The 14,331-nt window shown below is 54.0% G+C and carries 15 protein-coding genes; 6 read left to right on the top strand and 9 right to left on the bottom strand.

Annotated features, from left to right (window positions below; translation table 11 throughout):
- Window positions 1–57: 57 nt before the first annotated feature.
- Window positions 58–1,152, top strand: coding sequence for a tRNA 2-selenouridine(34) synthase MnmH (gene mnmH, locus ACLJQJ_RS01270; protein ID WP_063808868.1), 1,095 nt, complete (start codon window positions 58–60; stop codon window positions 1,150–1,152).
- Between the two features lie 38 nt (window positions 1,153–1,190).
- Here the strand turns inward: mnmH and ACLJQJ_RS01265 are convergent, their stop codons facing one another.
- The 6 genes from ACLJQJ_RS01265 to ybbA all read right to left on the bottom strand — a co-directional run bounded on the left by ACLJQJ_RS01265 (window position 1,191) and on the right by ybbA (window position 8,399).
- Window positions 1,191–1,850 carry a methionine ABC transporter permease gene (locus ACLJQJ_RS01265; protein WP_000342247.1) on the bottom strand — a complete coding sequence of 220 codons (660 nt, stop codon included), beginning with the start codon at window positions 1,848–1,850 and terminating at the stop codon, window positions 1,191–1,193.
- The gene (sfbB, locus tag ACLJQJ_RS01260) at window positions 1,843–2,859 is read right to left on the bottom strand and encodes a virulence-associated ABC transporter ATP-binding protein SfbB (protein ID WP_063808869.1); all 1,017 of its coding nucleotides are present in this window, start codon (window positions 2,857–2,859) and stop codon (window positions 1,843–1,845) included. Before sfbB ends, ACLJQJ_RS01265 begins: the two co-directional genes overlap by 8 nt.
- A gap of 36 nt (window positions 2,860–2,895) precedes the next feature.
- Window positions 2,896–3,726, bottom strand: a complete 831-nt coding sequence (locus tag ACLJQJ_RS01255) for a MetQ/NlpA family ABC transporter substrate-binding protein (protein ID WP_000524311.1) — start codon at window positions 3,724–3,726, stop codon at window positions 2,896–2,898.
- 256 nt (window positions 3,727–3,982) lie between these two features.
- Window positions 3,983–5,116, bottom strand: coding sequence for a porin (locus tag ACLJQJ_RS01250; protein WP_063808870.1), 1,134 nt, complete (start codon window positions 5,114–5,116; stop codon window positions 3,983–3,985).
- Between the two features lie 185 nt (window positions 5,117–5,301).
- Entirely contained in the window at window positions 5,302–7,716 is a 2,415-nt protein-coding gene (ybbP, locus tag ACLJQJ_RS01245) for a putative ABC transporter permease subunit YbbP (RefSeq protein ID WP_039518843.1), read from the bottom strand.
- Window positions 7,713–8,399: a putative ABC transporter ATP-binding protein YbbA gene (ybbA, locus tag ACLJQJ_RS01240; RefSeq protein ID WP_001110598.1), complete on the bottom strand. Its 687-nt coding sequence runs from the start codon at window positions 8,397–8,399 to the stop codon at window positions 7,713–7,715. The genes ybbP and ybbA overlap by 4 nt, the downstream gene beginning before the upstream one ends.
- Between ybbA and tesA the strand changes: the two genes are divergently transcribed.
- The 3 genes from tesA to cnoX all read left to right on the top strand — a co-directional run bounded on the left by tesA (window position 8,370) and on the right by cnoX (window position 10,823).
- Window positions 8,370–8,984 (top strand): multifunctional acyl-CoA thioesterase I/protease I/lysophospholipase L1, encoded by a 615-nt coding sequence (tesA, locus tag ACLJQJ_RS01235; RefSeq protein WP_001010574.1) that lies wholly within the window; start codon window positions 8,370–8,372, stop codon window positions 8,982–8,984. The genes ybbA and tesA overlap by 30 nt on opposite strands.
- Window positions 8,985–9,138: 154 nt before the next feature.
- A complete protein-coding gene (locus tag ACLJQJ_RS01230) occupies window positions 9,139–9,909 on the top strand; it encodes an SDR family oxidoreductase (protein ID WP_023182324.1) in 771 nt (256 codons plus the stop codon).
- Between the two features lie 59 nt (window positions 9,910–9,968).
- Window positions 9,969–10,823 (top strand): chaperedoxin, encoded by an 855-nt coding sequence (gene cnoX / locus ACLJQJ_RS01225; protein WP_000116060.1) that lies wholly within the window; start codon window positions 9,969–9,971, stop codon window positions 10,821–10,823.
- 85 nt (window positions 10,824–10,908) lie between these two features.
- On the opposite strand, the gene fetB is transcribed toward cnoX, so the two are convergent.
- Together fetB and fetA are read right to left on the bottom strand one after the other, a co-directional pair.
- The gene (gene fetB, locus ACLJQJ_RS01220; RefSeq protein WP_001002130.1) at window positions 10,909–11,688 is read right to left on the bottom strand and encodes an iron efflux ABC transporter permease subunit FetB; all 780 of its coding nucleotides are present in this window, start codon (window positions 11,686–11,688) and stop codon (window positions 10,909–10,911) included.
- Window positions 11,675–12,352: an iron efflux ABC transporter ATP-binding subunit FetA gene (gene fetA, locus ACLJQJ_RS01215; protein ID WP_000140195.1), complete on the bottom strand. Its 678-nt coding sequence runs from the start codon at window positions 12,350–12,352 to the stop codon at window positions 11,675–11,677. Before fetA ends, fetB begins: the two co-directional genes overlap by 14 nt.
- A 146-nt stretch (window positions 12,353–12,498) precedes the next feature.
- Here fetA and ACLJQJ_RS01210 point away from each other — a divergent pair, with 146 nt between their 5' ends.
- Together ACLJQJ_RS01210 and ACLJQJ_RS01205 are read left to right on the top strand one after the other, a co-directional pair.
- Window positions 12,499–13,416 (top strand): SPFH domain-containing protein, encoded by a 918-nt coding sequence (locus ACLJQJ_RS01210; protein ID WP_000906146.1) that lies wholly within the window; start codon window positions 12,499–12,501, stop codon window positions 13,414–13,416.
- A complete protein-coding gene (locus tag ACLJQJ_RS01205) occupies window positions 13,413–13,865 on the top strand; it encodes an NfeD family protein (protein ID WP_000561172.1) in 453 nt (150 codons plus the stop codon). The genes ACLJQJ_RS01210 and ACLJQJ_RS01205 overlap by 4 nt, the downstream gene beginning before the upstream one ends.
- On the opposite strand, the gene cueR is transcribed toward ACLJQJ_RS01205, so the two are convergent.
- Complete coding sequence (gene cueR, locus ACLJQJ_RS01200; RefSeq protein WP_001026760.1) at window positions 13,866–14,282, bottom strand: Cu(I)-responsive transcriptional regulator; 417 nt, start codon at window positions 14,280–14,282, stop codon at window positions 13,866–13,868. It abuts the gene before it with no gap.
- Window positions 14,283–14,331: the final 49 nt, after the last annotated feature.

Here is a 14,331-nt window from a genome sequence, read left to right as displayed (position 1 = left end):
TTTGCGAATTGGCGCGTAAAATAGCGCAAAGGATGATTTAAGGTTACGTTTTACGTTATGCAAGACAGACAAAAAGCACAGGACTATCGCGCGCTCCTCCTTGCCGATACGCCTTTAATTGATGTACGCGCGCCGATTGAGTTTGAACAGGGCGCCATGCCGGGCACCATCAACCTGCCATTGATGATGGACGACGAGCGAGCCGCCGTCGGCACCTGCTACAAACGTCAGGGCGCGGATGCGGCGTTAGCGTTGGGGCATCGGCTGGTTTGCGGCGACATTCGCCAGCAGCGGCTTGAGGCCTGGAAAGCCGCGTATCAACGTTTCCCCAATGGGTATCTGTGCTGCGCGCGCGGCGGTCAGCGGTCACATATCGTACAACGTTGGCTGAAAGAAACAGGGATTGACTGCCCGCTTATTGAAGGCGGCTATAAAGCGCTGCGCCAGACAGCAATTCAGGCGACCTGGCAACTGGCGCAAAAACCGATACTTTTAATTGGCGGCTGTACGGGCAGCGGCAAAACGCAACTGGTGCGACAACAGCCCAACGGCGTGGATCTGGAAGGTCTCGCGCGTCATCGCGGCTCCTCTTTTGGCCGCACGCTGAAACCCCAGCTCAGTCAGGCCAGTTTTGAAAACAAGCTTGCCGTTGAATTGCTGAAAATTAACGCGCGTCAGACGCTAAAAAGGTGGGTACTGGAAGATGAAGGGCGAACGATCGGCGCCAACCATCTGCCTGAGTGTTTACGCGAAAGAATGGCGCAGGCCCCCATTGCGGTAGTGGAAGATCCGTTTGCGCTTCGTCTGGAACGACTGCGTGAAGAGTATTTCATCCGTATGCATCACGACTTCACCCACGCCTACGGCGATGAAGCCGGTTGGCAGGCGTATAGTGAATATCTTCATCATGGACTGTTCGCTATTCGCCGCCGTCTGGGGTTGCAACGCTTTGCCGAACTGACGGACACGCTGGATAGGGCGCTGGCGGAACAATTATCCAGCGGCAGCACCGACGGCCATATGGCATGGCTGGTTCCGCTACTTAACGAATATTACGACCCAATGTATCGCTATCAACTGGAGAAAAAAGCCGCGAATATCGTTTTTCGCGGCCCATGGCAAGAGGTTGCCAACTGGCTAAAAGCGCAATAGCTTATTTTTATTGCCGGCTGACGCTACATTGAGCCGGCTTAGTGTCTGTCGCGCTTGTCGGCACGTTTTGCCAGCCAGTCGCCCAGCATCTGAACGACCTGAACCAGCACAATCAGCGCCACCACGGTAACAACCATCACTTCGGTTTCGTAACGGTAGTAGCCATAGCGAATCGCCAGGTCGCCTACCCCGCCGCCGCCGACAATCCCGGCCATCGCCGAGTAGCCGATTAAGCTTACCAATGTAATCGTCAGGCCGCGCAGCAGCCCTGCGCTGGCTTCCGGCAACAGTACGGTACAGATAATACGCATCGGACTAGCGCCGAATGCCAGCGCCGCCTCAATAATCCCTTTATCGACTTCACGGAGCGCGCTATCTACCAGGCGTGCATAAAACGCGATTGCGGCCACCGACAGCGGGACGGAGGCTGCAATCGGGCCAATCGTATTACCCAGCAAAAGCTGCGTTAGCGGTAGTAACAGCACCAGTAAAATAACAAATGGCACCGAGCGGATAATATTCACCAGAACCGAGGCGACGAGATAAATAAAACGGTTCTGCCAGAACAGATGACGATCGGTGACAAAAATCAGAAAACCGAGCGGTAGACCGCCAAGAATCGCCAGCACCGTTGAAATACTCAACATCTGGAAAGTTTCATTGAACGCCAGCGTTAAATCCGGCAATAAATCATCCACGGATCACCTCCACCTGTGCAGTACGTTGACGGATATGCTCCACGGCGGCCGCCACCGCCGTTGGATTATGCGGCGCGGTTAATTGCACCACCAGAATGCCCAACGCGCGTTCGCCGATATACTCAATCTTGCCATGCAGGATATTGACCGCGACGCCAAACTTGATCGCCACCTCTGACAGTACCGGCTGCTCCGCCGAATCGCCGATAAACAAAATTTTCAGCAACTGCCCGGGCAGGTGTTCCCGTAAACGTTCCGGCAGGGTCAAATTAAGGGTATGAGACACCAGTTGCTGTGTGAAAGCGTGTTGCGGGTGGGCAAACACATCAAACACCTCGCCCGATTCCACAACCTTACCGCCCGACATCACCGCCACGCGATCGCAAATAGATTTGATCACGTTCATTTCATGGGTGATCAGCACAATAGTAATCCCAAGCTGTGCGTTGATCTGTCTGAGCAGGGCCAGAATCGTGGCGGAAGTTTCCAGATCCAGAGCGGAAGTCGGTTCATCACACAGCAAAACATCCGGATGGTTAGCGATGGCGCGGGCTATCCCCACCCGCTGTTTTTGCCCGCCGCTGAGCTGTACCGGAAAACGGTTCGCTTTATCGGCAAGGCCCACCAGCGTTAAAATTTCCGCCACCCGCGGCGCGATTTTGCTGCGTTCCCAGCCAGCCGCTTTCAGGCTAAACGCCACGTTTTGCGCCACTGTCCGGGTATGCATTAAGTTAAAATGCTGGAAAATCATACCAATACGCTGCCGCGCCTGGCGTAACGCTTTTCCGTCCAGCGCCGAAATTTCCACGCCGTTGACGTTGACGCGCCCCTGACTGGGACGCGTTAAGGCGTTCAGGGTACGCAGCAGAGTGCTTTTTCCTGCGCCGCTGGTACCGACAATGCCAAAAATCTCGCCCGTGGCGATATGCAGGCTCACATCATCCACCGCGCGCGTGGGGGTACCGCGACCGGCGGTAAAATCGACGCAGACTTTTTCTATTTCAATCATATTCACCTCAGAAATTGGGGATGGCCACCGCTGCGATCAGGGTGTCGCGGTCATCCATTCCGGTTTCTGGAAGGCGCTATAAATATTCTTTGGATCGTCGATAACCGCGCGATAAGCCGGCGATTTCACCGCCTCGACAATATCTTTGGCAAACGGCTTATCGGCATCTTCACTGCGTACCGCAATGATATTTTTCAGATTCTCATCCAGGTGTTCCTGCTTAATCGCGCTGGAGAGATCGAGTCCTGCCGCCACCGCAAAGTTCCCGTTAACCAGCGCGCCGGTCACGCCATCCAGCGTGCGTGGTAGCTGTGCGGCTTCCAGCGGTTTGAAAACCAGTCCTTTTGGATTGCTGGCGATATCTCGTTCAGAGGCTTTGGTCGGATCGATATTGTCCTTAATCGTGATAAGCCCCAACGATTGCAGGAAGCGAAGGCCGCGCGCCAGGTTGGTCGGATCGTTGGAGAGGGTAATAATGTCCCCTTTTTTAAGCGCATCCAGGCTGTTGATTTTACGTGAATAGAAGCCCATCCCGGCGGTCGGTACCACAATAAGTTTGCTGAGCTTCAGCCCTTTGTCAGCGGTGAATTTGTCAAAATAGAGGGTATGTTGAAAGAGGTTGGCGTCGATGCTGCCGTTAGCTAACGCCATATTGGGCTGGACATAGTCGCTAAACTCGCGCACCACGACCTTATACCCTTTTTCTTTTAATGTCGGCGCAATCGCCTGCTTCACCATGTCGCCATACGGCCCTGGCGCGACGCCAAATACGATCGTTTGCGGGGAACCATCGGCATGGGCAAACTGTAATCCGCAGGCCAGTAATAGCGTGCTGGCCGCAATGCGTAAACTCTGACGCAATCCCATAATTTCTCCATTTTAAATAGTGTGATGCTGTGCCGGATGCCGTTCATGCGGCATCGTCTGTTTTGGCCCAAACGAAAGGCTATTTCTTAACATGACACAGATCACAGCCTGCTGTCCTTGAAATTATTTCATGATGTTTCCTGGTGTGTCGTTAAATGTACGAGGCAGGCGCTCAGGCGTGTGTCAGGCGGGAATGGCGTAAAGGGAAATGCCGGATAAGAGGTCTTAACGCCAACATCCGGCACAGGAAAACGCTTTAGAAATCGTAACGCAGACGCACCAGGTTCATATCGCCCAGATTGTCAGTGCTGGAGGTGAAAACATGTTCATAATCAACGCGGAAACCATAATCCAGTTGGAAGGTGATCCCCACGCCGTTATCGGTGCGCAGATAATCGCGGCCATTCACATATTCAATGCGGTCGCCCATAAAGTACGGTTGAATAGCTTTCACGGCATACTGACCAATCGGGAAAGCGTAACCGACAAAATATTCCAGACCCCACGCATCGCCGGCAAAGTAATCATTCACAGACACTTTTTTGGTCGTCATAAAGTTCTGATACCAACCGCCGCCTGCGGCGATAGTCCAGTTTTCCGGCGTCCAGCTTAATGCGGTACCGACAATATTTTGATCGTAAGTTTTATTGCCGTTGCCGCGCATCTCCGCACGGGTATAGTTCCATGCCGTCCCCCAGGTCAGATCGTCGGTGAGATGGTAATCCGCGCCTAAAGAACCGCCGCCTTTACGTTTGTAATTCAGGCCGTTATTGGCATTATAATCGTCGCTGAACAGATAAGACGCGTAGAGATCGATATTGCCAATTCTTTTCTTATACTTCAATGACTTACGCGTGCGATAAGAACCATCGTAGTCGCCGTTAATCCCGTTGCCCGGCGCCTGACCTATCATGTCGTAATCCCAGATATCGGTTTTTACGCCCACCACATCGTAATAAATGCTGTTCTGTTGACCGAAGGTCAGCGTTCCCCACGTCGCGCTCTTGAAGCCGGTATACAGCATACGGCGAGTGGTATCAGTCGCGCCCTTCGCATAATGGTTATCCCAGTCAAATACCGCAGGGATATTGACGCCCAGCTCGTAATAGCTAATCCAACTGATATCATCAAACAGATAATAATCCGCGGCGAAGCGGAAACGCGTCCCGCCATCAAAACCATTACGTTTATAACCGTTCGCGCCGTCATTGCCGGTCATATTCTGGAACTGCGGACGTATACTCCCGCCGACGGTGAAATTGAGTCGGCTGAGTGGATTACCCGCCTGGGGATCTTGTTTTAAAACGGTGATTTCCGCCTGAGTGGCGAAAGGCATGAAAGCCATTGCCGCGCCGATCGATGCCGCCAACGCTGTTATTTTAATTGTCATTATATTTTCCTTGATAGATAGCCAATCCAAATCATTTAGCAGGCAAATAATAACTGTTATAAAACCTTACGTGTTGTGTATTTTTTAATGATTTGTGCTACTAAAAATCAAGGAGTTAGCAATTTGTGCGACTAAAAAAGTACGCGCCGTTTTAAAAACCGGCGCGAAATTATTCACATCATGAATCATCCGTTAAACTGTCGGAATAGCGCTTTGCCTTTCAGCAAACGAACGCCAAGCCAGCCGCCGCATACGGAAAGCAGCAGCGCGCCGCAAAACGGCAGTGCGCCCCATAAACGCCAGTCCGGCTCCCAGGGGAAATCAAAAACGTTAATTTGTAAGATCGCCAGCGCCGTCTCCGCGCCAATCGCGGCGACCAACCCGGCAACTAACCCCAGCATGGCGAATTCGCACCAGAGTGTGGTACGCAACAGTTTCTTTCCGGCTCCTAACGTGCGCCACACCACCAGCTCCTGATGGCGCTGACGCATCCCGACCTGTACCTGGGCCAGTAATAGCAACATGCCGCAGAGGGTGACTAGCACAACCATCACCTCCAGCGCCCGACTGACCTGCTCCAGCACCTGTCCCACCTGTTTCAGGATCGCCCCGATATCTAACAGGCTGACGGTAGGAAACTCGCGGTTAAGCTGCGTTAACATGCCGTTGCCATTCTCCCAGCGAAAACTGGTCAACCAGCTTTGCGGTTGCCCGTCCAGCGCCCCGGAAGGAAAAATGAAGAAAAAGTTGGGCCGCAGGCTTTCCCAGTCCACTTGACGCAGGCTGGTGACTTTAGCGCTAAATGCCTGGGTATCGCCCATAAAGGTTACGCTATCGCCGAGTTTGACGTTCAGCCGCTTCGCCAGCCCCTCCTCCATAGAGACTTCGCCCGATTTTGGCGGCCAGTGACCGGCGACCAGCGGATTATGCGCCGGGCGCGTATCCTGCCAGGTCAAATTCAGTTCACGGTTGAGCGACTCATCCTGCTGACCTTCCGTCGGATTACCGTTTATCTTCGTTAACCGCGCCCGCACAATCGGATAAAACGTCTGCGGAATCACCTGATGTTCCGCCAAAAAGGCTTTCAGCGGCGCGACCTGCTCTGAAGCAATATTGATAAGGAAATAGTTCGGACTTTCCGGCGGGAGCTGCTGTTGCCAGCGATCAAGGAGGTCGCCGCGCAGCACCAGCAAGAGCGCCAGCAGCATAAACGAAAGCGAAAACGCCGAAAGCTGACTCAACGTTGACCACGGCTGACGCAGAAGTCGGCTGACGGCCAGACGCAGCGGTAGCGACGTCAACGTCATGCCGCGCAGCACGTTAAGCAGCATCCAGCCCACCAGACCGCACAGCAGCGCCAGTATCACTGCACCCGCCAGAACCGCCCACAACAGCATACTTCCGCCCATCAATCCGGCGAGCAGCGCCACCACGACGGCGCAGGCGACAGGCAAATAAATTTTTAACGGCCAGACGCGAGCGACAACATCGCGGCGCAGCACCCGTAGCGGCTGGGTCGCCAGCAACAATCGATAAGGCCGTAAACCGACCAGCAGAGAGATGACCGTCATCGCACCCAGCGCCCACAGCCAGGGCCACAGGCTGGCGGGCGGCAAATCGGCGGGCAATACCGGTTTTAGCAGCACCAGCAATATGTTTTCAAACAGTAACCCAATCGCGCCTCCCGTGACGGCGGAAAGCCCCAGCACCATCAACCACTGTCCGATAATAAGTTTACGCAACTGGGCCCGGCCCGCGCCCAACGTTTTTAAAATCGCCACCAGATCGTAGCGGCTACGACAGTAATGGCTCATCGCCACCGCGACGGCAGCTACCGCCAGCAGTAGCGTTAATAACGCCGAAAGCAGCAAAAACTGCTGCGAACGTTCGAGCGATTTCCCCAATGCCCCGTCATCCTGTTCCAGTCCGTACCAGCGATGTTCCGGTTTAAGCTGCGGTAACAGCCAGCTTTCATAGCCAGCAAGCTGTTGCGGCGTTCCGCCGAATTTATACCGCCACATCACGCGACTCCCCGGCTGTATCGCACCGGTTTTTGCCACATCGGCCATATTCATCATCAGACGCGGCGCCATCTGAAAAGGGTTAAACCCGGAATCCGGCTCCTGCACCACTTCACCGGCAATACGCAAGGTCACGTCGCCGACATCAATGGTATCGCCCGTTTTTAAATTAAGCAGCGCCATCAGACGCGGCGCCAGCAGTACGCTACCCGGCTGCGGTTTCACTCCGCCAGGACGGGTTTGCAATTCGCCGTACATCGGATAAACGCTATCTACCGCCTTCACGCTGGCCAGTTGCGGCGTATCGCCTGCAAACGTCATGGTCGCAAAGGTTAACTGCTCGCCCACGTTAAGGCCGCGTTTACGCGCCTCTTCAAGCCAGGCTTTCGGTACCTCCCGCGAACTTTGCAGCGTCCGATCGCCTGCCATAAACTCACGGCTTTGCTGACTTAACCCTTTTTCCATCCGGTCGCTGATACTGCCGAGCGCCAGTACGCAGGCCACCGCCAGACTCAACGCCAGCCAGACAATAATCAGCGACGGCGAGCGCCATTCGCGCCAGAACCAGCGAGCTATCATGCCTCCTCCTGTAACTGACCGTTGACCAACCGCAGCCGCCGGTCGCAGCGCGCCGCCAGCGCCGGGTCGTGCGTCACCAGAATCAGCGTGGTGCCGTGCTCGCGGTTAAGCGAAAATAGCAGGTCGGCGATTTTATCTCCGGTCTGACGGTCAAGGTTGCCCGTCGGCTCATCGGCAAACAGCACATCAGGACGCCCGTTAAACGCGCGCGCCAGCGCTACGCGCTGCTGTTCGCCGCCGGAAAGCTGTGCCGGAAGGTGGTCAAGCCGTTTTCCCAGTCCCAGTTGTTCGAGCAGCGCTTTCGCCCCCGCCTTACTCTGACCGCTGTTTTCACCGCGTAGCAGGGCCGGTAGCTCAACGTTTTCCAGCGCGTTAAGCGTAGGAATAAGCATGAAGGATTGAAAAACAAAACCGACATGCTGAGCGCGAAGCTGCGCCCGCGCCTCTTCGTCCATCTGGTGAAGCGGTTTCCCCACCAGACTGACCTCTCCGCTACTGCCGTCATCCAGTCCGGCGAGAATCGCCAGCAGCGTAGATTTTCCCGATCCTGATTCGCCAATCAGCGCAATGGTTTCACCGCGTTTGACAACCAGTTCAACTCCGGTAAGGATGGAAAGCTCATGCTCACCCTGACCGACGGACTTCCTGAGACGATGAACTTCAACACTGTTTTCCGCTGGCATTTGCCCTTCCTGTTTTTGATCCTGTTAACTTTCCGTGCCGCCGCCGCAGACACCTTATTAATTCTGGGCGATAGCCTCAGCGCCGGTTACCGTATGGCCGCCAGCGCGGCATGGCCGTCGCTCCTTAATGATAAATGGCAAAACAAAACGTCGGTCGTTAATGCCAGTATAAGCGGTGATACCTCGCAGCAGGGACTGGCGCGTTTGCCGGCGCTGTTGCAACAGCATCACCCGCGCTGGGTAGTGGTGGAACTTGGCGGCAACGATGGCCTACGCGGTTTTGCGCCTGCGCAAACCGAACAGACGCTACGTAAAATCATTCAGACGGTGAAAGCCGCCGATGCCCAACCGTTACTGATGCAAATTCATCTGCCCGCTAACTACGGTCGCCGTTATAATGAATCCTTTAGCGCCATTTATCCTAAGCTCGCCAAAGAGTTCGATATTCCTCTGTTACCGTTTTTTATGGAAGAGGTATATCTGAAACCGCAGTGGATGCAGGATGACGGCATTCATCCCAACCGCGACGCCCAGCCGTTTATTGCCGACTGGATGGCGAAGCAGTTGACCCCTTTTCTCTCCTGAATAATTCGAGTTGCATGAAGGCGGCACGTAAGAGAATTTCCAGGAGCATAGATACCTATGTGACTGGAGTAAACGAACGCACAGGCAACTTGAAGTATGACGGATATAGTTAACCACGACTCTTAAATCAACGGAGATCCTGACAGGTAAAGTTATGCAAAAATCGGTCTTAATAACAGGATGTTCCAGCGGAATCGGTCTGGACAGCGCGCTTGAACTTAAACGCCAGGGCTTTCAAATCCTGGCGGGCTGCCGCAAACCTGATGATGTCGCCCGGATGAACAGTATGGGATTTACCGGCGTGTTGATCGATCTCGACTCCCCTGAAAGCGTGGATCGTGCCGCCGATGAAGTGATCGCCCTGACCGATAATCGTCTGTATGGGATCTTTAACAATGCCGGCTACGGCGTGTATGGCCCCCTTTCTACCATCAGCCGTGAGCAGATGGAGCAACAGTTTTCCAGTAATTTTTTCGGCGCGCATCAGCTTACTATGCGCTTACTTCCCGCCATGTTGCCGCATGGCGAAGGACGCATTGTGATGACCTCATCGGTGATGGGGCTGATTTCCACCCCAGGGCGCGGCGCTTATGCCGCCAGCAAATATGCGCTCGAAGCCTGGTCTGACGCGCTACGTATGGAGCTACGGCACACAGGCATTAAAGTGAGCCTGATAGAACCGGGGCCGATTCGTACCCGTTTTACGGATAACGTTAACCAGACGCAGCGTGATAAACCGGTAGAAAATCCCGGCATCGCCGCACGTTTCACCCGCGATCCTGACGCGGTAGTAGCGAAAGTGCGTCATGCTTTTGCAAGCGATAAACCCAGGCTGCGCTATCCCGTTACGCTGGTCACCTGGGCGGTGATGGCGCTGAAACGCCTATTGCCGGGCCGGGTGCTGGATAAAATTTTACAAAGCTGAGTTGAAGCGCGCCAGTCAGCCCCCATGTAAACGTGACACAGACAAAAGAGAGCGACGCCATGTCCGTACAGAACATTGTCAATATTAATGAATCCAACCTGCAGCAGACCTTAGAGCAGTCCATGACCACGCCGGTACTGTTCTATTTCTGGTCTGAACGCAGCCAACACTGTCTGCAATTAACGCCAGTGCTGGAAAGTCTGGCTGCCCAGTACCACGGTCAGTTTATTCTGGCAAAGCTGGACTGCGACGCCGAACAGATGATCGCCGCTCAGTTTGGTCTGCGCGCCATCCCGACAGTCTATCTGTTCCAGAATGGCCAACCGGTCGATGGTTTCCAGGGGCCGCAGCCGGAAGAGGCGATCCGCGCTCTGCTGGATAAAGTACTGCCGCGTGAAGAAGAGCTAAAAGCGCAACAAGCGATGCAGTTAATGCAGGAGGGCAACTACATTGACGCGCTGCCGTTGCTCAAAGACGCCTGGCAGCTCTCTTCGCAGAACAGTGAGATTGGCCTGTTACTGGCGGAAGCGCAAATTGCGCTGAACCGCTCTGAAGAGGCCGAAGCGGTGTTAAAAACTATCCCGCTACAGGATCAGGATACCCGTTATCAGGGGCTGGTTGCGCAGATCGAACTGCTTAAACAGGCGGCGGATACGCCGGAAATTCAGCAACTTCAGCAGCAAGTCGCGGAGAATCCGCAGGATGCGGCTTTGGCAACGCAACTGGCGTTGCAGTTGCACCAGGTCGGACGTAATGAAGAAGCGCTGGAATTGCTGTTCAGCCATCTGAGAAAAGATCTTGCCGCCGCCGAGGGACAGACGCGCAAAACCTTCCAGGAGATCCTTGCCGCGCTCGGCACCGGCGACGCGCTGGCGTCGAAATACCGCCGCCAGTTGTACGCGCTACTGTATTAATCCTCTCTTGCCTGATGGCGCGCTTATCTGGCCTACCTGTCGTCCTCAGGCCGGATAAGGCGCTTGCGCCATCATCCGGCCACTATCATGATTTCTTGAGCGGCATCACTACCAACTGATGACGCGAATTATAGAACTTCCGGTAGGTTAAATAGCAGGCAATGATGGTAGACAGGCTGGCTGTCGACAACAGCATAAACGTTACCATAATTTGATATTTAATCGCTTTTACCGGATCGATCCCGGCAAAAATCAGCCCGGACATCATCCCCGGCAGGCTCACCAGCCCAACGGTCTTTGCCGAGTCGATCGTCGGGATAAGCGATGCGCGGATGCTATCGCGGATAAGCCCGGCGGAAGCCATTTTCGGCGTTGCGCCCAAACTTAATTTTTCCTGGATTTGCTGCTGCTCGCTATGAAAACGCAGCCCCAGTTGGTTGTAGCACAGCCCTACCGCCACCATCGCATTGCCGGCAACCATGCCAGCGATGGGAATCACCTGCATCGGCGCAAATTCAATCGAACCGGTAAGCACCAGTACCGTCAGCGTTAGTCCGGCGCCGACGGTGATGGCGATAAACGAGGAGAGAAATGCCTTATCGATATATTTACTGCGCTTTTGCGCGTTCCAGGCGGCGTTAAAACAGATGAACAGCACCATCAGCAGCGTCAGGGCGGCATGATTAACGCCAAAGATGTATTTCAGTACATAGCCGACAATAATGAGCTGTATCACCGCCCGGCATACGCTCCACAGAATATCTTTTTCCAGCGCCAGCTTTTCCTTGTGACTGATGAGCATCGCGACCACCACCAGCAGCATCGATAACGCCAGCGAGGTATTGGTAATATTATGCTCGTTCATAACGCGCCTCCTGCATCTCTCCGGCAGATGGCGTTAACGTTATCACCTTATCCGCGTGTTGAATTTCATCTTTATCATGCGTTACCCACAAGACAGCGACCTGCTTATCGCGAACATAGCGATGAATAATATCATTTACATTCCGTTTGTTATGTTCATCCAGCGCGCTGGTTATTTCGTCGAGTAACAGTATTTTCGGCAGAAACTGTAGATTACGAATTAGAGCAATACGCTGTTTTTCTCCGCCGGAAAGCGCGGTAATCGGTTTTTGCAGAATCGTCTCCGGCAGTTCAAAACGCGCCAGATCGTCTGCGAAGGCTGTCGGCTGCGGGCGCTGATGGCGAATTTGCCAGGGAAAAATCAGGTTATCGTAAACCGTATCACCAAATAGCGCTGGCGTCTGAGCGCAATAAGAAACCTGCTGGCGATAGGCTTCCGGACTCAGAGTAGTAATATCCTGCCCCTCAAAAAGAATCACGCCGATATCAGGGCTTATTAACGAGGCCACCATTTTCAACAACGTACTTTTTCCGCAGCCAGAAGGACCGGTAATTAACTTAAATTCGCCGCGTTGCAGCGTAAAACTGATGTTATTCACTATTTTTGTCGTCGCAGTCCGGTAACCGACCTGCTTTAACTCAAGCAACATGCTACGTTCTGTCATTTATTGCGCATCCGTTGTTCATATTTTTATAGCGATAGTGTATCCCTGTAATTAATAAGGGGGGAACATGCTTTACTGAATCAGGTATAATTCGCTTAATTCGTCAGCAAAATCGGTTTATGGACAACGCAACAGGAGGTTTAGCTATGCTCATTCTTATCCCTATTCTCATTTTCGTCGCGCTGGTGATCGTCGGCGCGGGCGTCAAAATCGTTCCGCAGGGATACCAGTGGACGGTGGAGCGCTTTGGACGTTACACCAAAACCCTGCAGCCGGGATTAAGCCTTGTTGTACCGTTTATGGACAGAATTGGCCGCAAGATCAATATGATGGAACAAGTGCTGGATATTCCGTCGCAGGAGGTGATCTCAAAAGATAACGCCAACGTCACTATCGATGCGGTCTGTTTTATTCAGGTTATCGATGCGCCGCGCGCCGCCTATGAAGTCAGTAACCTGGAACTGGCGATCATTAACCTGACCATGACCAATATCCGTACGGTGCTCGGTTCGATGGAGCTGGATGAAATGCTCTCCCAGCGCGACAGCATCAACACGCGGCTGCTACATATTGTCGATGAAGCCACCAATCCGTGGGGAATTAAAGTTACCCGTATCGAAATTCGCGATGTCCGCCCGCCCGCGGAATTGATCTCCTCGATGAACGCCCAGATGAAAGCGGAACGTACCAAACGCGCCTATATCCTTGAGGCCGAAGGGGTACGTCAGGCGGAAATCCTGAAAGCCGAGGGGGAAAAACAGTCGCAGATTCTGAAAGCCGAAGGCGAACGTCAGTCCGCTTTCCTGCAGGCGGAAGCGCGCGAACGTTCCGCCGAAGCGGAAGCCCGCGCTACGCAGATGGTGTCTGAAGCCATCGCCGCCGGGGATATTCAGGCGATAAACTACTTCGTGGCGCAGAAATACACCGAAGCGTTACAGCAAATCGGCTCGGCGAATAACAGCAAAGTGGTCATGATGCCGCTGGATGCCAGCAGTCTGATGGGCGCTATCGCCGGGATCAGCGAGCTGGTTAAGGACAGCGCCAGCGAACGGAAAAAAGCATGATAGCGATGATTCTGGTACATCCGCATATCTTCTGGCTTAGCCTCGGCGGCCTGTTGTTGGCTGCGGAAATGCTCGGCGGTAACGGCTATTTGCTGTGGAGCGGCGTGGCGGCAGTGATTACCGGCTTAACCGTCTGGCTCTTACCGCTCGGCTGGGAATGGCAGGGCGTGCTGTTTGCGGCCTTAACGTTGCTGGCGGCCTGGCTTTGGTGGCGCTGGCTGGCGCGTCGCGTGCGGGAACAGAAGCCGGCCGACAGCCGCCTTAACCAACGCGGACAACAACTGGTAGGCCGCCGGTTTATGCTTGATGCCGCGTTAGTGAACGGACGGGGTCATATGCGTGTCGGCGACAGCTCGTGGCCGGTATGCGCTGACGAAGACCTGCGCGCAGGTACGCATGTCGAAGTGATCGCCGTGGAAGGCATCACCTTACGCATTCGTGCCGTTTAATCAACGTGGCTTTTGCGCCTTGTGATGACAGCAGCCGGAAAGATTATCAATAATCGGGCAGTCGGCGCTGTCATCGCCGGGACAACTCTCCGCCAGCGCCAACAGTTGATCGCGCATTGATTGCAGCTCGCTGATATGGCGTTCGATCTCCGCGACCTTTTCCAGCGTCCGCTTTTTCACATCTGCGCTATGGCGTCGCGGATCGTTAAACAGATTGACCAGTTCGCCACACTCTTCCAGATTAAACCCCACCTGCCTCGCCTGTCGCAGCAACGTCAGCTCGTTTAAATGCTTCTGCGTGTAGGTGCGATAACCATTTTCGCTACGTAATGGCGGCGTCACCAGCCCTTTCTCTTCATAAAACCGAATGGCTTTGCTGGTTAAACCGGTTTTTTTCGCCACATCGCTAATATTCATATTTCCCCCTTGACCTTAACCTTGCTGGAAGGTTTAACCTTTATCACAG

The organism is Salmonella sp. SAL04202 (assembly GCF_046550775.1).
Classification (GTDB): Bacteria; Pseudomonadota; Gammaproteobacteria; order Enterobacterales; family Enterobacteriaceae; genus Salmonella; species Salmonella enterica.
This window is presented reverse-complemented; position numbering and strand designations above follow the sequence as displayed.